Origin of the sequence: Paenibacillus sp. FSL H8-0315, assembly GCF_038005365.1 — a bacterium.
Lineage (GTDB): Bacteria > Bacillota > Bacilli > Paenibacillales > Paenibacillaceae > Paenibacillus_AQ > Paenibacillus_AQ odorifer.
The window spans coordinates 1,845,221-1,863,659 of the sequence record NZ_JBBOTA010000001.1 but is presented as its reverse complement, the minus strand read 5'-3'; the positions used below and the strand labels follow the sequence as shown (position 1 = coordinate 1,863,659).

Below are 18,439 nucleotides of genomic sequence, written 5' to 3'. Positions count from 1 at the left end.
TGCAGCTATGCTAACAAAACTTATAGGAGATGATAAATTTGGATTTTAAAGATAGTATTCGTGTGATTCCTGATTTCCCTAAAGAAGGTATTAGTTTTAAAGATATCACCACATTGCTTAAAGACGGTGAGGCTTACCGCCAAGCGATTGACGCGTTGAAAGCTCTCGTAGCGCATTTGGAAATCGACGTTATCGCTGGACCAGAAGCACGTGGCTTCGTAGTTGGAGCACCTCTTGCTTATGCGATGGGAGTAGGTTTTGTGCCGATTCGTAAAAGCGGCAAGCTTCCATATGAGACTATAGAGGTAGGTTATGATCTTGAGTATGGCAAGGACACCCTTGCTGTTCATACAGATGCCATCAAGCCTGGTCAAAAAGTATTGATCGCTGATGATTTATTGGCTACTGGTGGAACCATTGCTACTTCGGTTAACCTTGTAGAACAGCTTGGCGGTAAAGTGGTAGGTGCTGCTTTTCTGATTGAACTGGTTGAGCTTGCTGGGCGTAATAAGCTTTCTGGAGTTGAAGTTCTTTCCTTGGTGAATTACGAGGATTAATCTTGTAAAGTTTGTCTTTTCCCGGGAAATAAACGGGGATTCGGCTCTCGAATTATGCTGAAAAGTGCAAAGATTAGCGCGTGACGCAAAGTGTGGAAGTTAAACATTAATTGGAAAATGTAAGATAATAACAGCAGCTGTCTGCCTTGTGGCGGAGAGTTGCTGTTTTGTATCTGAGTCAATAAAAAAAGCTGCCCAAGTCCATAAATGGATGTTGGAGCAGCTTTTTTAAAATTCTATTTTTTATAACCGATTAATGGGCAGTTTTATCACTTTCTCCGCCATCATTAGACAGTCCAAGCACTTCAATGAGTTTGAAGAACAATGCCAATACGATACCAACAATTGTAGCCAGCGCCATACCACTTAGTTTAACGTTGCCCATAGTAAGGGTTGTACCACTGATTCCGACAACGAGTACCAACGTAGCCATGATCATGTTCGTAGCCTTGGAAAAATCAACTTTTTGCTCAACGAAAATACGTAATCCGGAAGCCGCAATTACACCAAACAGCAACAGGGATACACCACCCATTACAGGGGTTGGAATATTAGCGATGACGGAGGAGAAAGTACCAGAGAATGAAAGCAGAATAGCAATCACCGCTGCGCCGCCGATTACATATACCGAATATACTTTAGTCAACGCCATAACCCCGATATTTTCACCGTAGGTTGTATTTGGAGTAGAACCGATAAAACCGGAGATAATTGTAGATATCCCGTTCCCCATCAGAGAGCGGTCAAGTCCAGGATCTTTTGCCAAGTCTCTGCCGACAATATTGCTTGTAACAAGTAAATGTCCAATATGCTCAACAATAACAACTAATGATACCGGGATAATAGTGAATATTACATTCCAATCAAATGAAGGAGTAACAATGGAAGGATGCGCTAAAAATTTTGCATTAGAGATAGCAGCGGTATCCACCATTTTCAAAATATATGCTAAACCATAACCAGTGACGATACCAATAAGGATGTGAATGATTTTTGGAAAACCGCGGAAGAGTACAGCTCCAATTACAGTTACACCAAGTGTCACCATAGAAAGTGCGATTGTTTTGCCATCTGGAGTCCAGTCTGCAACTGCAACGCCTTCAGGAGCAATAAGTCCTGCCATTCGTGCGGCAACAGGTACAAGTTCAAGTCCGATCGTAGCTACGATCGCTCCCATTACTGCTGGAGGGAAAACAACATCAATCCATTTGGTTCCTGCATAACGAATGATCAATGCCACGAGCACGAATATAATACCAGTGACGATAAAAGCACCCAAAGCAAGCGAGTATCCTTTCATGTGATCATTTGGGTAACGACTGAGTACTGACAATACCGGTGCAATAAAGGCAAAGCTGGAACCAAGGTACGCAGGGATTTTACCGCGACAGATCCAAATGTACAGCAATGTACCGATACCATTCATAAGCAAAATCATTCCAGGGTCGACCCCGAACAAGTTAGGCACTAGCACTGTACTGCCAAACATGGCAAACAAATGCTGGAGACTTAATAGAAAGCCTGGGCCCCATGGAAGTTTTTCGTTAACTTGAATTTCGCGTTGCAATGGAGTTCACTCCTCTTTCTTATCTGATATTAGGTTGTCCGGCGAAAATCCGCCTTTACTAGATTAAATAGAACTTGGCTTTTTTACAACAACATTTTCACAAGTGTTATTAATTTGTCCGAATTTAATTACTTTTACTTCTGGAATACCATGAGATGGCAAGTGTTGACGTAATCCTCCTTAAGCCTCATAATTATAGACAACTTTGAATAAGGGCGTAAGTAAGCTTGGACAAATGAAATGATTGGAACCTGCAGATTTTTGAACAGTTGCGGGTTCATTTTATTATAGAAAGGAATCGGATACGACGAGAATGGGCATTGAGCGATTAATTGATAAGGCTGGCGCCTATATAAAAGATAAAGATCTTCTCCGCATCCGGGAAGCTTATGAATTTGCCGATCAGGCTCATCACGGGCAGATCCGCAAGTCGGGGGAGCCATACATTCTGCATCCGCTGGCGGTGGCAGATATTGTCGTCAATATGCAAATGGATGTTATATCTATTGTTGCAGCGCTTTTGCATGATGTGGTGGAAGATACGACGGTCTCACTGGAACAAATCCGCGCTAAATTTGGCGATACCTGCGCAATGCTTGTTGACGGCTTAACGAAGCTGGAACGCATTCGCTTTCGCTCAAAGGAAGAGCAGCAGAACGAGAATTACCGCAAAATGTTTATTGCTATGGCCCAGGATATCCGGGTCATTGTCATTAAACTGGCGGACCGTCTGCATAATATGCGAACCTTAAAATACCAATCTGAAGAGAGCCAGCGCCGTATTTCTTATGAGACGTTGGAGATCTTCTGTCCTGTAGCTGACCGGCTGGGGATTTCCGCGATTAAGTGGGAGATGGAGGATATTGCGCTTCGTTACTTGAACCCGCAGCAGTATTACCGGATTGCTAATCTGGTGCATAAGAAGCGGGCTGAACGTGAGCAATTTATCGACAGCGTAATTGGCCGTATTCGTGCCAAGCTGGATGAAATGGGCATTGAAGGTGATCTTTCCGGTCGCCCGAAGCATATTTACAGTGTTTATAACAAAATGAGCACAAAAAACAAGCAGTTTAATGAAATTTATGACCTGCTGGCCATTCGTATCATTGTGGATAATATCAAGGACTGTTATGCAACCCTTGGAATTATTCACACTTTATGGAAGCCAATGCCGGGGCGTTTTAAAGATTATATAGCTATGCCGAAAGCCAATATGTATCAATCTCTGCATACTACTGTGGTAGGACCAGGCGGAGAGCCTACTGAGGTGCAAATTCGCACCTGGGAAATGCACCGCACGGCAGAATACGGGATAGCCGCACACTGGGCATACAAAGAAGGCAGCAGTAATAATGCTAATCCGGAGAATCGGATGCCTTTCTTTCGCGAAATATTGGAGCTGCAGCATGAAGCTAAGGATGCCGAAGAGTTCGTAAAATCACTAAAAATGGATTTTTTCTCAGACCTCGTGTTTGTATTTACTCCTAAAGGTGAGGTTATTGAGCTTCCTGCCGGTTCTGTGCCTCTTGACTTCGCGTTCCGCATTCATACAGAAGTGGGCAATCGTACGATTGGTTCCAAGGTGAACGGGCGGATCGTGCCGCTTGATCACAAGCTGAAGACGGGCGATATTGTTGAGATTTTGACGTCTAAGCATTCTTACGGACCTAGCCGTGACTGGCTCAAAATTGCACAATCCTCTCACGCAAGAAGCAAAATTAAACAATGGTTCAAAAAAGAAAAACGTGAGGAAAATGTCGAAAAAGGTCGCGAAGCGATTGAACGTGAGCTGAAGCGCCTGAATGTCGAAGTTTCCGAGTGGATTTCTGATGAAAAACTGTTGGAAGCTGCGAAAAAATTTGCTTTTAATGATGTAGAGGATATGTTGTCTGCCGTTGGTTTTGGTGGGATTACCGCTTCGCAGATTGCCTCCCGTTTGACGGAGAAGCTGCGCAAGGAGCAGGAAGAAGCTGCTAACCACTTGGAGCTTACTTCAGAGATGAAGGAGATCAAGTCTTCCGGCGAAAGAAGAAATCAACCCACCAATGGCGTTAGTGTAAAAGGAATTGAAAACTTACTTGTTCGTTTTGCACGATGTTGCAACCCGGTTCCGGGTGACGACATTGTAGGTTATGTTACACGGGGCCGGGGCGTATCTGTACACCGCCAGGATTGTCCTAATATTCCGGGTGAAGGTGACGGAGAAGAAGCAGCTAGAGTGATTGAAGTGGAATGGGAAGGCACGATGGAAGCAAACTATAGTGTGGATATTGAGATTACAGGCCATGACCGCAATGGACTGCTCAATGAAGTATTGCAGGCTGTGTCCGAGAGCAAAACGAACATTTCAGCGGTCACTGGGCGCTCTGACAAGAATAAGATGGCAATGATTCATATGACCATCCTTATTCGTAATACGGAGCATCTACAATCCGTTGTAGATAAAGTGAAACGAGTCAAGGATGTATATACAGTGAATCGGATCATGCAATAAGGCAAGGAGCGAAGTAGTGCGATGAGAGTTGTAGTACAGCGTTGTAAGGACGCCAAAGTAACCGTGGATGAGACAGTGACCGGAGCGATTGGCAATGGCCTGATGCTGCTTGTCGGCGTTACCCATGAAGATACAGAGAAGGATGCCAAATATTTAGCGGATAAAATAGCTGGACTGCGTATTTTTGAAGATGATGCTGGCAAAATGAACTATAGTGTCACGGATACTAACGGGGCTATTCTTTCAGTGTCCCAGTTTACTTTATACGGAGATTGCCGTAAGGGAAGACGGCCGAATTTCATGGGAGCTGCAGCTCCTGCGGAGGCCGAGCGTCTTTATGATTATTTTAATCAAGAGCTTAGAGCTGGAGGTCTTCAGGTGGAGACGGGCATATTTGGAGCGATGATGGATGTGTCGCTGACCAATTGGGGCCCAGTTACTCTCATTCTGGATAGCCGCAGCTAACGAAATAGAGGATGTCGAAGATTGCTTCTGGCCGGAGCTAACTTTCGACATCTTTTTTTATGCGGATAGAGCTTCTTTGGGCTGGATAAACTAAATGCAGGCAGATATCACGCATAAGGCAGGGAGTTTAAGAATGAGACAATCACAGAAGGCATGGGTATGGAGAAGTATCCCGGCACTACCGACTGGGAGTCCTATGGAAGCCTGTGCATTAGCCAAAAAGCTAGACGGCGAGACCGAACCACTAGTGATGAAAGGAAGAAGCCGCAATCTCTTGCCGCGTACCTGAAGCGGGTGGAAAATGCGGCTTTTTCGGTGTTGTGAAGGAAGCCTTTTTTCCGATTAAAGGTTAGAAAGCATCCTCATAAGGGTAATAGACCACAAGAAAGAATAATTAGAACATCATTAATTGCTAAAGACAGAGAGGAGAAACTATTACATGAGTAACGTTGCTTTCTTACTGGCTAATGATTTTGAAGATTCTGAAATGAAGGTTCCTTATGATGAAATTATAAAGGCAGGACATCAAGCTGACATTATTGGTTTGAAAAAAGGGGAGACCTTGCTAGGTAAAAAGAAAGAAGTCTCCTACGCAGCAGACAAGGCGATCGCCGATGTTCAAGCAAGTGATTATGACGCGATTGTCATCCCGGGTGGTTCTTCCCCCGAGAATTTACGGCAAAATGCTGATATTTTGAAGTTTGTAAAAGAAGCAAATGAAGCAGGCAAGCCTATCGCCTCTATTTGCCACGGACCGCAAATTCTGATCAGTGCAGACTTGCTTAAGGGACGCACCATTACCTCTTATCCTCCGCTGAAGGATGATGTTGTGAATGCCGGCGCGGAGTTTAAGGATGAGGAAGTAGTGGTTGATCGCAATTACATTACTTCGCGTACACCAAAAGATGAGCCTGCATTTGTTCGTGAAATATTGAAGGTCCTGAAATAAATAAGCAATATTTAAATTAGAGTCTTATAATCCAAGGAGGTAATGGCAATGAGCAGAAAAATCCAAGCGTATTTCAGAACTGAAAATGAAGCAGAAGGCGCAAAAACAGCATTGATTAGCTATAAGGTGGATGGTTTGGAGGTTTGGCCACTCACAGACCCTATCGGCAATGATCGTAATATTCTGTTTCCAATCATTCCACTGGATAGTGCATCTGTAGTCGCAGGCACAACTGGAACGCTTGGAACGGCTAGCACACCTGCAGCTGGAGCTATGCTGGTTCCTGGCATTGCCGCTTCCGACACTCGGGCTGACCCTGAAACGCATTATAGTGTGAATGAAGATCAGGTTAGTGCGAACGTGGCAGAAGGAGATCTCGAAGATGGGGATTTAAGTGAACTTCGTTATGTGATGGAGCTAAGTATAGCAGAAGAAAATTATAATGAAGTTGTGGAAATCCTTCGGGGCAAAGGGGCCTATGTTGAACAATTCGAATAGTATTCTATTAAAAATAAACCGCTTTCATGGAATGTAATATAATCGTAATATTACGTACATGATTCCTTAATATAGCGTGTTTATAATAAAGGCATGACCCCCTTTTTAATAATATATGATGATGGACCTGCAGCATTCGGCTGCAGGTCATTTTTTTTGTTACAATATAATTGCTGAATAAAAAACTCGGAAACTGTCAAAATTTATACCAGGCATCCTTTTTACTTCCTTGACTTTAATGCAGTAGTTCAGTAGAATATTAACAATATACGATTTTATCATATGGTTTTGATGACGGGACCAAGTAATTCGAGAACCCACAACTCCAGAGAAGAATCCCTTGTCGATTCGGATGACATCTACTTAAGTGGATGATGAACCGGTATCGCTTGGCTGCAAGGATTCTGTTGATGAGCGAATGAATGACCTCCCCGAGAACGTACGGCGAAAGTGGGCAGTATTGATTGCCGCGATCAGTAGCCGTTACGCGTAGGCGGGCGTTAACCGCTTTGAGCGGCTTCAGTATATTTTTACTGATCCGGAATGTGGGTGGTACCACGTGGTGTATTATTGGTTATGATAATCCCTCGTCCCTGTTTTTTTATAAAACAGGGCGAGGGATTTTTTGCTTTTTCTGCAATAGAAACAGATGAAGAGAACAGCTCTAGAGGGGTTATTTTTTAGGAGGGATAGACTGTGGCTAAAGAAAGATTCGAGAAACCAACAGGAACGCAGGACGTGCTTCCGGGTGCTGTGGAGAAATGGCAGTATATTGAGGGGAAGGCCAGAGATTTATGCCGCCGTTTTAACTACCGGGAAATTCGCACACCTATGTTTGAGCACACAGGGTTATTCGAACGTGGAGTAGGCGAAACAACGGATATTGTGGAAGGCGAAATGTATACGTTCAAGGACAAAGGCGACCGTGATTTGGCTCTTCGTCCAGAAGGAACGGCTGGTGTCGTGCGGGCTTACGTTCAGAACAAGCTATACGGTGAACCTGATGTAAGCAAGCTGTATTATATCGGACCTATGTTCCGTTATGAGCGTCCGCAGGCCGGAAGATATCGCCAGTTCCATCAGTTTGGGATTGAGGCGTTTGGGGCCGTGGATCCGGCTATTGATGCAGAAGTAATCTCTATGGGCTATCAATTCTATAAGGATCTAGGTCTTAAGGATGTAAGAGTGGAGCTTAATTCCGTGGGTAATGCACCAAGCCGTGCGGCTTACCGGGAGAAGCTGCTGGGATTCCTTAGACCGATGAAGGATAACCTCTGCAGTGACTGTCAGCGTCGAATCGAGCGTAATCCGCTTCGTGTGCTGGATTGCAAGGTGGATCAGGATAAATTTACAGATGCGCCTTCCATTTTGGACAGTTTGGATGATGAATGCATAACTCATTTTGAGAAGGTTAAGATGCATCTCGACATCATGGGTGTGGAGTTCACGATTAATCCTCGTCTTGTACGTGGTTTGGATTATTACACGCATACTGCGTTTGAATATAAAGCAGCTGGCATTGGCTCTATTGATACCGTAGGCGGCGGAGGCCGTTACAACGGTTTGGTTGAAGAAATCGGTGGACCGGATCAACCGGGTATTGGTTTTGGGATCGGGCTGGAGCGTATTCTTCTTATTCTGGAAGATCAGAAGGTAGCACTGGAGACTGCAAAGCCACTGGATGTGTATTTTGTAGCTCTTGGCGAAGAGGCTGACATTGAAATTTCCAAGCAGCTATACTTTCTGCGTAGCCAAGGGTTCTCGGCAGAACGCGACTACCTCGGCAGGAAGATGAAGGCACAGATGAAGTCAGCTGACCGTATGTCGGCACGTTATACTGCGATTCTTGGCGAAGACGAGCTGAAGAATGGTGTAATTGCGCTGAAGTCGATGAGCACAGGGGAACAGCAGACTGTGAAGCTCGAAGAGCTGGCTCAGGCGTTGGTATAGAAGAAGACTTTTTAAATAGAAACTTATTTTTAACTAAAAAGGGGAATGGTGAATTATGCAAAGAAGTCATAACTGTGGGCAATTAACACCAGAACATATTGGACAAACGGTAACCTTGAACGGATGGGTCCAGACCCGCCGCGACCTTGGGGGCGTACTTTTTATTGACCTGCGTGACAGAAGCGGTATTGTGCAAGTTGTATTCAACCCGGACTACTCCGGCGAAGCACTGCAAATTGCGGATAAGGTTCGCAGTGAGTATGTTTTGGCTGTCAAAGGAAAAGTGGTTAAACGTGATGAAGAAACCATTAACCGCAATCTGCCAACAGGTGAGATTGAAGTTCAAATTACAGACATCGAAGTGCTGAACGCTGCTAAGACTCCTCCATTCTTCATCGAAGATGGAGTGGAAGTAGACGAATCTCTTCGCCTGAAATATCGTTACCTGGATCTGCGTCGTCCAGAAATGCAAAAAACGCTGTTGCTACGCTCGAAAGCTTCTAAGATTTTCCGCGACTTTCTTGACAGTGAAGGATTTATTGATGTAGAAACACCAATCCTAACTAAGAGCTCACCGGAAGGTGCTCGTGATTATTTGGTGCCAAGCCGTGTGCATGAAGGCGAATTTTTCGCATTGCCGCAATCTCCACAAATCTACAAGCAGCTATTGATGGTGGGTGGCGTTGAACGCTATTATCAAATTGCTCGTTGTTTCCGTGATGAAGATTTGCGTGCTGACCGCCAGCCGGAATTTACACAAGTGGACATCGAGACTTCATTCCTGTCTCAGGATGAGCTGCTTGGCATGATGGAGAACCTGATGCAGCGTTTGTTTAAAGAAACTGTAGGAGCGGATATTCAGCTTCCATTCCAACGTTTGACTTATGCTGAGGCTATGGGCAAATACGGTTCAGACAAACCTGACCTGCGTTTTGGATTAGAGCTTGTAGAAATGAACGATATTGTTGCCACAAGTGGCGTAAAGGTATTCGCTTCCGTGATCGAAAAAGGCGGAGAAGTGAAATGTCTAAATGCTAAAGGCTGTGGGACTTGGACTCGTAAAGAAATCGATGATCTCGGACCTTATGCTGCGCGTTATGGAGCGAAAGGTTTGGCTTGGATTCAAGTGAAAGACGGCGAGTTCAAAGGACCGATTGTCAAATTCTTCACTGAAGAAGAAATTGCAGCTGTGAAGGAGCGTACAGGCGCTGAAGAAGGTGACCTACTGTTGTTCTCCGCTGATACCAAAAAGGTTGTAGCGGACGTTCTAGGCGCCCTTCGTGTCAAAATCGGACGTCAGCTGGGTCTGATCGACGATAATGTGTTCAAGTTCGCTTGGGTGACTGACTTCCCATTGCTTGGTTATGATGAAGATCAGAAACGTTATGTAGCAGAACACCATCCGTTCACTCGTCCACGTGAAGAGGATCTGCATCTGTTCGACACAGATCCAGGTGCAATTCGTGCACAAGCCTACGATATCGTTCTGAACGGTTATGAAGTAGGCGGCGGCTCCATGCGGATTTACAAACGTGAAGTACAGGAAAAAATGTTCCAAGCTCTCGGCTTCTCAGATGAGGTTGCTTACGAGAAATTTGGTTACCTGATGGATGCGTTCGAATATGGTACACCTCCACATGGTGGTATTGCCTTCGGTTTAGATCGTCTAATTATGCTGCTGGCGGGTCGTACAAATCTACGCGAAACCATCGCATTCCCGAAAACGGCAAGTGCAACGGACCTGCTTATGGATGCACCTGCACCAGTAGACGGTTCACAATTGGAGCAACTGCATATTAAGCTGGCTCTTAAACCAAAGAAAGAAAAAGAAAAAGAATAATTAAATAAAGCGGGCGAGGCAGATTTCTGCTTCGCCATAGCTTTTGAAGGAGGCTGACCTCATGCTGCATCAGTTCTCACGTACGGAACTGGCGATCGGACCGGAAGGTCTGGAGATTATGAAGAACAGCACAGTAGCGGTACTTGGTATCGGCGGTGTTGGCGGTATGGCTGTTGAGGCATTGGCTCGTAGCGGGATCGGCAGACTGATTCTGATTGATAAGGATTCCGTCGACATTACCAATGTAAATCGGCAGATCCACGCACTTACTACAACGGTTGGGCAAAAGAAGGCCGAACTGATGGTAGACCGTGTGAAGCTGATTAATCCGGAATGTGAAGCGATTGCGCTGAACATGTTCTATACGGAAGAAACCTATGAGGAACTGTTCAAGCTGAAACCGGATTATGTGATTGATGCCTCGGATACGATTATCTACAAGGTCCATTTGATTAAAGAATGTCTGGCACGTGGAATTCCTATGATCTCAAGCATGGGCGCTGCCAACAAAATGGATCCTACAAGATTCCAGGTAGCGGACATTTCCAAAACAACGTATGATCCGATTGCCCGGGTCATTCGCCAGAAGCTGCGTAAGGATGGGATTAAGAAAGGCGTGAAGGTGGTTTTCTCTACGGAGCCGCCAATGAAGCCACGTCAGGATGTTACGGACAAGATTGTTCCGGAGAATGCGCCGGATCGACGTAAAGCGAAACAACCGCCAGCCAGCAATTCATTTGTTCCACCGGTAGCCGGCCTAATTATGGTCAGCGTTGCCGTGCGTGACTTGCTTGAGGCTGGAGGCGTCAGCTTGTAAGTGAATCGCTGAGCTGAGGCTGTTTCAATTATAGTTATAGGATTAGAGTAATGGACAAAAGGGCGAGTAGCTGGAATCCGGCTGCGTACGCCCTTTTGTTGTCGTTAAACAGGCGGGTTCTGCAAGAAGCAGGCCACAAATAGGCATAATAGCTGAACCGGGATGAACGGCTGATTATTAGATTTATAATCCGGGTAATATCCGCCTGCGGAACTTAATATCAGTGGAGGTTTTTGTACATGAAATCGAATTTTTGGCGAAATAGTGTGGGGCTTGCGCCTGAGAATGACTGGAAACGGGAATGGGCTGCAGGGATTCTCTCCTATTTTGCTTCAGTTTATATTGTTATGGTGAATGCGACGATTCTCCATGACGCGGGGATGCCGCTTAGACCGGCAATGGTGGCTACACTGTTGACCGCAATTACCGGCTGTCTGCTGATGGCTTTTGGCGGGAAGACGCCTATCATCGTGGTTCCCGGGATGGGGATTAACGCATTTTTCACTTATACGCTTGTTCATTCCATGAAACTGGACTGGAGAGAGGCGCTTACTGTAGTCGTTATAACAGGCGTGTTATTCGCTATCGTGGCCTTTACATCACTTTATCGTATTCTTAGTGAGGCAATTCCCCAAAACCTGCAGCATGCCATTACAGTCGGTATAGGGCTGTTTCTGACCTTTATAGGGCTGCAAAAGAGTGGGATAGTGATTGCCCATCAGACTACTTTTGTTGCCATAGGACATTTTAGTGATCCTGCAGTTATTACATCCTGTGTGACTTTATTGCTGGCTTTAGTGTTATTTATCCGGGGAACTAACGGAGGCCTGCTGATAAGTATGCTGGTCGGTACAGGACTTGCCTACCTGCTGGGAGCTGCACATGCACCGGAAAAACAGGCCTCAGGGCATGTATTCTCAGGTTATGGCGGCCTATTTTTCGGAATGGACTGGAGCGGCATTGTGAGCCTGGTGTTCTGGATTGCTGTATTCCTGTTATTGTTAATCGTTGTATTTGAAAATATCGGTCTTGTAGCCTCGCAGACGATGATGGCAGGCCGTCCAGAACGCTTCAAAAGCAGCCTGCGTGCGCTCTCGCTTGCTAATATCGCCGCGGGTCTTTTCGGAAGCAGTCCGGTTGTGGCCGCTGCAGAATCTAATGCAGGAATAGCTGCGGGCGGGCGTTCGGGTCTCACCTCGCTGGTGACAGGGCTTCTATTCGGGGCGACCTTCTTATTCCTACCGCTGTTATCCTATATTCCCGATAGTGCGATCGCACCGATCCTGATTGTGATCGGCGGACTAATGGTACAAAATGTGCGTGAGATGGACTTAAGTGATTTGACCGAGCTGTTCCCGTCTTTTCTAATCATGGTTATGATTCCATTCACCTATAGCATCGTGGACGGTATGGCTTTTGGTTTTATTACCTACCCAATTGTGAAGCTGGCGCTGGGCAAAGGGAAGGAAGTGCCACCTGCGTTGTATGGAATTGCTGGTTTGTTTGTGGCTAACTTTATTTTGCAGGCTGTGCTATAGAGCGGCATCCAGTTTCTTTGATTGCGAGGGACCTGTTGCACACTAATCAGCTCTATTAGCCAGCGTTGAAATTAAAGAGGTAAATGCCGTTGTGCCGCTGATTGGAGCCAAATGTGCGTAGACGTCGAAAAGAAAGGGATAAATACCGTTGACTGGAGCTAAATGCGTGTAGACGACGAAATCTAAGGGATAAATACCGATGAATGGGGCTAAATGTGCGTAGACGTAGAAAACAAAGGTATAAATACCGTTGATTGGGGCTAAATGCGCGTAGACGACGAAAACAAAGGTATAAATACCGTTGATTGGGGCTAAATGCGTGGAAGCGCCGAAAACAGAGAGATAAATACCGTTGATTGGAGCTAAATGCGCGTAGACGACGAAAACAAAGGTATAAAAACCGTAGATGGAAGCTAAATGTGCCTGGACGTCGAAACCAAAGGCAAAAATGCCTCTGATTGGAGCCAAAAGTGTGCGAACGCCGAAACCAAAGGCAAAAATGCCTCTGATCGGAGCTAAATGCGTGTGAACGCCGAAACCAAAGGCAAAAAAGCCTCTGATCGGAGCTAAATGCGTGCGAACGCCGAAACCAAAGGCAAAAATGCCTCAGATTCGAGCTAAACGTGTGCGAACGTCGAAAACAGAGGCAAAAATGCCGTTGATTCGAGCCGAACGTGTGCGAACGCCGAAACCAAAGGCAAAAAAGCCTCTGATCGGAGCTAAATGTGTGCGAACGCTGAAACCAAAGGCAAAAATGCCTCTGATGCGAGCCAAATGTGAGCGAACGCTGAAATTAAAGGCAAAAATGCCTCAGATTCGAGCTAAACGTGTGCGAACGTCGAAACCAAAGGCAAAAATGCCTCTGATTGGAGCCAAAAGTGTGCGAACGCCGAAACCAAAGGCAAAAATGCCTCAGATGCGAGCCAAATGTGAGCGAACGCTGAAATCAAAGGCAAAAATGCCTCTGATCGGAGCTAAATGTGTGCGAACGCTGAAACCAAAGGCAAAAAAGCCTTTGGTTTGTCCCGAACATTCGGCGCTTGTGCATGCTAAGGTGCACCAAAGGGCTTTAGGTTGGAGAACAACTTATAAGTTTAGTCAAATTATTTGTAAGATTTGGTATTTAAGTGCTGATTGTGCTACAATGGGTATCCTTTTGCGTGAGAAATGGGCGTAGGAGCATGAAAATTTAAGCTCGATAAACTTTTAGGAGGTAACTGAAATTGGAAGACAACTTTCAAAGTGCCTATCAAGAGGAAGAAGACAGGCTGAATCAAGCGCTTACTGAAATTGACACTTTGCTGGAGAAGCTCCAGCAGACACCAGTGTACACGGGACATGACTATACGGAACAGGTGCTGGAAGCGAACCGTGATCAGAAGCGCAAAGATCTTGCCAAGCTTAGGCAGGAGCCTTATTTCGGACGGCTTGATTTTCAAGGCAATGATGAGAATGAACGGAAGGCACTCTATATAGGCAAAATCGGCGTAGACCTCGAGCAGGTAAGCGACCGTCCGCTAGTCATCGACTGGCGCGCACCGGTAGCAAGCCTGTTTTATTCGTTTACCGGCGGTACCGAGCCAGCCTCCTATGAAGCTCCTGAGGGATTAATAGAGGGGCTGGTATACCTCAAACGCAACGTGGTGATTCGGAAGCAAATTCTGGAGCGGGTCGCGGATACGTACAATCGGGAAAGCGATGCACCGATTGTATCAGATGAGTTTCTCGTCTATCGACTTGGGGAGAACAAGGATAATCGTCTACGGGATATCGTATCGACCATTCAAGAGGAGCAGGACAAGATTATCCGTGCTGCCAAAAATACAGCGCTAATCATTCAGGGCGTGGCAGGAAGCGGTAAAACAACCGTTGCACTGCACAGGCTTGCTTTTCTGCTGTATCAATACAAGGATCAGGTTTCTGCGGAAAAAATGATCATTTTTGCACCAAACCGGATGTTTTTGGATTACATCTCGGACGTATTGCCTGAGCTCGGGGTAGGTAATATTGCTCAAAGTACATTTCCGGATTGGGCGGCTAATGTACTAGGACTGGAATTGCCGGAACAGGATGCGACAGAGACGATGAACCGCTGGTTCGAAACCCCTGGCGGCATGCCGGTAATTACAGAAGAGACGCCGGGGCGCCTCAAGGGTTCCACGGTGCTGATGGGAATCATAGAGTCCAGCATCAAGCTATTGGAAAGCAGCTCTGTACCTGAGGGTGATTTTAGCCCGTGGGAGGGTGCGGTGCTACGCCGTTCTATGATTTTGCGCTGGCATAATGAGGAGTATGCTCCCTATCCTCCAGCCAAGCGCAAGGAACGGGTAATGGCGCGGATTCATCGCTGGATTGAGATGGAACTGAAGAAGAGTCCTTCAGCTGCTGCTATGAAGGATCGCAAGAAAAAAGGCGCGCAGCGAGAGAAGGCTTATAGTGCCAAATGGCCTAAATATGATCCATTAACGATCTATAAGCAAATTTTCCGAGCAGCTAAACTTCCTGAGGATTGGCCGGTTGAACCGCCAGAGGAAATTCCGGCAGCTGTGTTGAAGGAAACGGCAAAAGAGCTGAAAAAAGGCATCATACGTGAAGAGGATTTACCTCCGCTGCTGTATATCCATTATCTTTTGAATGGTGATGAGGGCGTTACTCGCTTTGACCATGTAGTAATCGATGAGGCTCAGGATTTTTCACCTTTCCAAATTGCCGTTCTGGATTTATATGTGCGAGGCCATTCCTTTACGATCCTGGGTGATCTCTCGCAGGGCATACATGCCTATAAAGGCGTACACGCGTGGGAAGAGATGCAGACGTTGTTTGCCCCTGAGAACACGGCTTATCACGCGCTGACACGCAGCTATCGTTCTACTATGGAAATTATAGACTTCGCTAATGGAATTCTATCTTCAGGTGTGGAGAGCTCATTGCTGGCTGTTCCTGTGTTTCGTAGTGGAGATCCCGTGCGTATGATCGCCTATGGCGAGGATGCCGGGGAACTGGTGGCTGATGAGCAAGCTCGCTTGCGGACAATAACCTCTGCACTGAAGTCTCTGTCAGGAAGGGAATACCGTACGGTGGCTGTCCTAACAAGAAATCTTCATGAGGCTGCAGAACTATATGCGGAGCTGGCACAGCATTTTGAAGATATTCATCTGATTGATGGCAGTATGACGCAATATCAGGGCGGGTTATCGGTGCTGCCTGTCTATTTATCAAAAGGTTTGGAGTTCGATGCGGTGATCTTAGCAGATGCCGATCAAGACCATTACGGAGCGACGGCTTGGGACGCGAAGCTGATGTATGTCGGCTGTACACGTGCTCTCCATGAGCTGTGGCTGCTCCATAATGGGGAAGTTCCTTCCTATGTGCAAACGGCGGCTGGAAGCGATTCTGAGGGAGAATAAGACTGGTGGAGAATGGTTATAACTGTTCTTGGTCTTGTAACTCCCCCATAGGTATGGCTTAATAATAAGTGTCCGGCCGGGCAAGAACACTTCTGGAAGGAGGCTGATTGAAATGATTTCAGTATACGAGGTGGTTTCCGTTTAAGACGGAAACCTGCTTAAAGCGAGGAGGCCTTACGGCCTCCTTATTACTAACATAAGAAGTACCACACTTATCCATAAGAACTTAATTTATGAAATCGAATGTAGACGCTACCAAAAGGTTTTTATATAATGAAATTACGGATTTTTCCAAATATGAGGAGAAGAAAGGAGGCAGGTGACGTGATTATAACTAAAAACTTAGTTGACCGACGCATAGGGACACACCTGTTGAAGGAGGAAATGCAAGTTGAGTTATGTAAATGGGAAGGATGTGCTCCCCCCTGGCTTGCTCGAAGAGCTTCAGGGATACATCCAAGGTGAACTGCTCTACATCCCTAAGAAGACGGAAGAGCGGGTTCGATGGGGCGAGAACAGCGGTTCGAGGAAAGAAATAGCGAACCGGAACAAGGAAATTTTCAGTTGTCATCGAAGCGGTGATTCCGTAGCGGAACTTCAGAAGAAGTACCATCTATCGGAAGAAAGCATTCGTAAAATCATATCAAAAATGCGGCTGGCAGTAAATTGCTAGCTTGCAATTCAAGCATAAACGCCTCTGGTGTCCTTAGAAGGACGGTAAGCGTTATGCGAGAAATCATAAGGATAAAGTGTAGTGTGAAACCTATACTTTCTTATATTTTGAAAAAAGAGCATGGCTCCCGCCTTTCTAAGACGAGATCATGCTCTTTTTATTTTGGCGTAAAATAAGTCTATGCTGATACTGTTACCTTGAACCGGCAGGACATCCTAATCCTTCCCTGTGATATGGTATGATAGAGAGGGATTTACATTGAGCTTTTACAAGAATATAGCAAGGAAGTGGAGTTATGGATTTATTTTCTTTCGGAGAGGACACCGGGGGCGGACGGCTGCTTGCGGACCGGATGAGACCGGAGAATCTTGATGAATATATTGGTCAAGAGCATATCATAGGTCGGGGGAAGCTGCTGCGAAGAGCGATTGAGGCGGATCAAGTCTCTTCGATTTTGCTCTATGGCCCCCCGGGATGCGGCAAGACGACACTCGCGCATATTATTTCTCATCACACGCAAGGAGAGTTCGTACGTCTGAATGCGGTGGAAGCTACCGTGAAGGATGTACGGGAGGTTATTGAGCGAGCTCAGAACAATCAAACATTGTACGGCACTAAGACGATCCTGTTCCTGGACGAGGTGCATCGATTTAATAGCTCACGCCAGGATGCGCTTTTGCCAGCAGTAGAAAAAGGGACTATTACCTTCATTGGAGCGACTACAGAGAACCCGTTCCATTATGTTAATGGGGCGCTTATGAGCCGATCCACCTTATTTCAGCTGGAGGCATTAACGAGTGAACACAGCTTGATCGCGATGCGCAGAGCCTTGGCGGACAAAGAGAAAGGTCTTGGATTTATGGAGCTTCAGGTTGATGAGGAGGCTTTGTTGCATATTGCAACAATGGCTAATGGAGACATCCGGCGGGCACTAAATGCGCTGGAGCTGGCAGCCCTGACTACCGCGCCGCAAGTTGATGGAAGTGTTCATATCACGCTGGAGGTGGCGGAAGAATCCATTCGGCGCCCCATTGTGAAGGCTGATGAATCTACGCAGTATGATGTGCTATCCGCTTTTCATAAAAGTATTCGCGGTTCCAGCGACGCCGCGTTGTTTTGGTTTCTGTATGCGGTAGAAAAGCTTGGAATGGACCCTATGACTTTTATTCGGCGCCTGATTGCAGCCAGCAGTGAGGATATCGGCTTGGCTAATCCCCAAGCTATGGTTCAAGCGGTGAGTGCGCTGGATGCGTATCGAAACAATGGTTGGCCAGAGGCGAAGCTGAACATTGCCCAAGCTATTCTTTTTGCAGTGGAAAGTCCGAAGTCTAATGCTGTGGTTATGGCTATTTCCAATGCAATGGCAAGTATGGATGAGATCAAATCAGCGGAGGTACCGCTGCATCTGCGTGATACGCACTATAAAGGTGCAACTGCGTTAGGGCATGAAGGATATCAATATCCGCACAATTTTCCGGGGCATTATGTGAAGCAAGAGTATTTGCCTAAGGAGATTTCTCAGCGTGTTTTTTATCAAGCTACTGAGCAAGGCAATGAGATTAAGATTCGTCATAATCAAAAGCTTCGGCGGGAGCAGTAAGCAGCTAGCGACTGTAATACCTTCCAATTTCATGCTGGAAAGCCAAAGATTTTAACTTTCAGTCGAACTAAATAATTCCCAAAA

17 protein-coding genes are annotated in these 18,439 nt (G+C 46.0%); 15 read left to right on the top strand and 2 right to left on the bottom strand.

The window, feature by feature from the left end:
* Nucleotides 1-38 precede the first annotated feature (38 nt).
* Nucleotides 39-557, top strand: coding sequence for an adenine phosphoribosyltransferase (locus tag MHB56_RS08060; RefSeq protein WP_036677647.1), 519 nt, complete (start codon nucleotides 39-41; stop codon nucleotides 555-557).
* A gap of 253 nt (nucleotides 558-810) precedes the next feature.
* Here MHB56_RS08060 and uraA read toward each other — a convergent pair whose 3' ends face one another.
* Nucleotides 811-2,124, bottom strand: a complete 1,314-nt coding sequence (uraA, locus tag MHB56_RS08055) for a uracil permease (protein ID WP_038572987.1) — start codon at nucleotides 2,122-2,124, stop codon at nucleotides 811-813.
* A 313-nt stretch (nucleotides 2,125-2,437) separates the two neighbouring features.
* On the opposite strand from uraA, the gene MHB56_RS08050 reads away from it, so the two are divergent.
* From MHB56_RS08050 to MHB56_RS08005, 10 genes are all read left to right on the top strand, one after another.
* Nucleotides 2,438-4,618: a RelA/SpoT family protein gene (locus tag MHB56_RS08050; protein ID WP_036677643.1), complete on the top strand. Its 2,181-nt coding sequence runs from the start codon at nucleotides 2,438-2,440 to the stop codon at nucleotides 4,616-4,618.
* Between the two features lie 21 nt (nucleotides 4,619-4,639).
* The gene (gene dtd / locus MHB56_RS08045) at nucleotides 4,640-5,083 is read left to right on the top strand and encodes a D-aminoacyl-tRNA deacylase (protein WP_036677641.1); all 444 of its coding nucleotides are present in this window, start codon (nucleotides 4,640-4,642) and stop codon (nucleotides 5,081-5,083) included.
* 133 nt (nucleotides 5,084-5,216) lie between these two features.
* On the top strand, nucleotides 5,217-5,372 hold the full coding sequence (locus MHB56_RS08040) for a hypothetical protein (protein ID WP_175617366.1): 156 nt from the start codon (nucleotides 5,217-5,219) through the stop codon (nucleotides 5,370-5,372).
* A gap of 150 nt (nucleotides 5,373-5,522) precedes the next feature.
* Nucleotides 5,523-6,032 carry a type 1 glutamine amidotransferase domain-containing protein gene (locus MHB56_RS08035; RefSeq protein ID WP_076105448.1) on the top strand — a complete coding sequence of 170 codons (510 nt, stop codon included), beginning with the start codon at nucleotides 5,523-5,525 and terminating at the stop codon, nucleotides 6,030-6,032.
* A gap of 48 nt (nucleotides 6,033-6,080) precedes the next feature.
* On the top strand, nucleotides 6,081-6,530 hold the full coding sequence (locus MHB56_RS08030; protein ID WP_036677637.1) for a hypothetical protein: 450 nt from the start codon (nucleotides 6,081-6,083) through the stop codon (nucleotides 6,528-6,530).
* Between the two features lie 367 nt (nucleotides 6,531-6,897).
* Entirely contained in the window at nucleotides 6,898-7,023 is a 126-nt protein-coding gene (locus MHB56_RS08025; RefSeq protein ID WP_256716501.1) for a hypothetical protein, read from the top strand.
* A gap of 203 nt (nucleotides 7,024-7,226) precedes the next feature.
* Entirely contained in the window at nucleotides 7,227-8,480 is a 1,254-nt protein-coding gene (gene hisS / locus MHB56_RS08020) for a histidine--tRNA ligase (RefSeq protein WP_076304246.1), read from the top strand.
* 55 nt (nucleotides 8,481-8,535) lie between these two features.
* Nucleotides 8,536-10,320 (top strand): aspartate--tRNA ligase, encoded by a 1,785-nt coding sequence (aspS, locus tag MHB56_RS08015; protein WP_076193219.1) that lies wholly within the window; start codon nucleotides 8,536-8,538, stop codon nucleotides 10,318-10,320.
* Between the two features lie 61 nt (nucleotides 10,321-10,381).
* Nucleotides 10,382-11,137: a tRNA threonylcarbamoyladenosine dehydratase gene (locus MHB56_RS08010; RefSeq protein WP_076130395.1), complete on the top strand. Its 756-nt coding sequence runs from the start codon at nucleotides 10,382-10,384 to the stop codon at nucleotides 11,135-11,137.
* A gap of 239 nt (nucleotides 11,138-11,376) precedes the next feature.
* The gene (locus MHB56_RS08005; protein WP_036677630.1) at nucleotides 11,377-12,675 is read left to right on the top strand and encodes an NCS2 family permease; all 1,299 of its coding nucleotides are present in this window, start codon (nucleotides 11,377-11,379) and stop codon (nucleotides 12,673-12,675) included.
* Nucleotides 12,676-12,717: 42 nt separating this feature from the next.
* On the opposite strand, the gene MHB56_RS08000 is transcribed toward MHB56_RS08005, so the two are convergent.
* On the bottom strand, nucleotides 12,718-13,143 hold the full coding sequence (locus tag MHB56_RS08000; protein WP_076303074.1) for a hypothetical protein: 426 nt from the start codon (nucleotides 13,141-13,143) through the stop codon (nucleotides 12,718-12,720).
* A 106-nt stretch (nucleotides 13,144-13,249) separates the two neighbouring features.
* Between MHB56_RS08000 and MHB56_RS07995 the strand changes: the two genes are divergently transcribed.
* From MHB56_RS07995 to MHB56_RS07980, 4 genes are all read left to right on the top strand, one after another.
* Nucleotides 13,250-13,852 (top strand): hypothetical protein, encoded by a 603-nt coding sequence (locus MHB56_RS07995; RefSeq protein ID WP_341143456.1) that lies wholly within the window; start codon nucleotides 13,250-13,252, stop codon nucleotides 13,850-13,852.
* Nucleotides 13,853-13,898: 46 nt separating this feature from the next.
* Nucleotides 13,899-16,082, top strand: a complete 2,184-nt coding sequence (locus tag MHB56_RS07990; RefSeq protein WP_341143455.1) for a HelD family protein — start codon at nucleotides 13,899-13,901, stop codon at nucleotides 16,080-16,082.
* Nucleotides 16,083-16,473: 391 nt separating this feature from the next.
* Complete coding sequence (locus MHB56_RS07985; protein WP_076129667.1) at nucleotides 16,474-16,755, top strand: CD3324 family protein; 282 nt, start codon at nucleotides 16,474-16,476, stop codon at nucleotides 16,753-16,755.
* A 295-nt stretch (nucleotides 16,756-17,050) separates the two neighbouring features.
* Nucleotides 17,051-18,355: a replication-associated recombination protein A gene (locus MHB56_RS07980; protein ID WP_076129668.1), complete on the top strand. Its 1,305-nt coding sequence runs from the start codon at nucleotides 17,051-17,053 to the stop codon at nucleotides 18,353-18,355.
* Nucleotides 18,356-18,439: the final 84 nt, after the last annotated feature.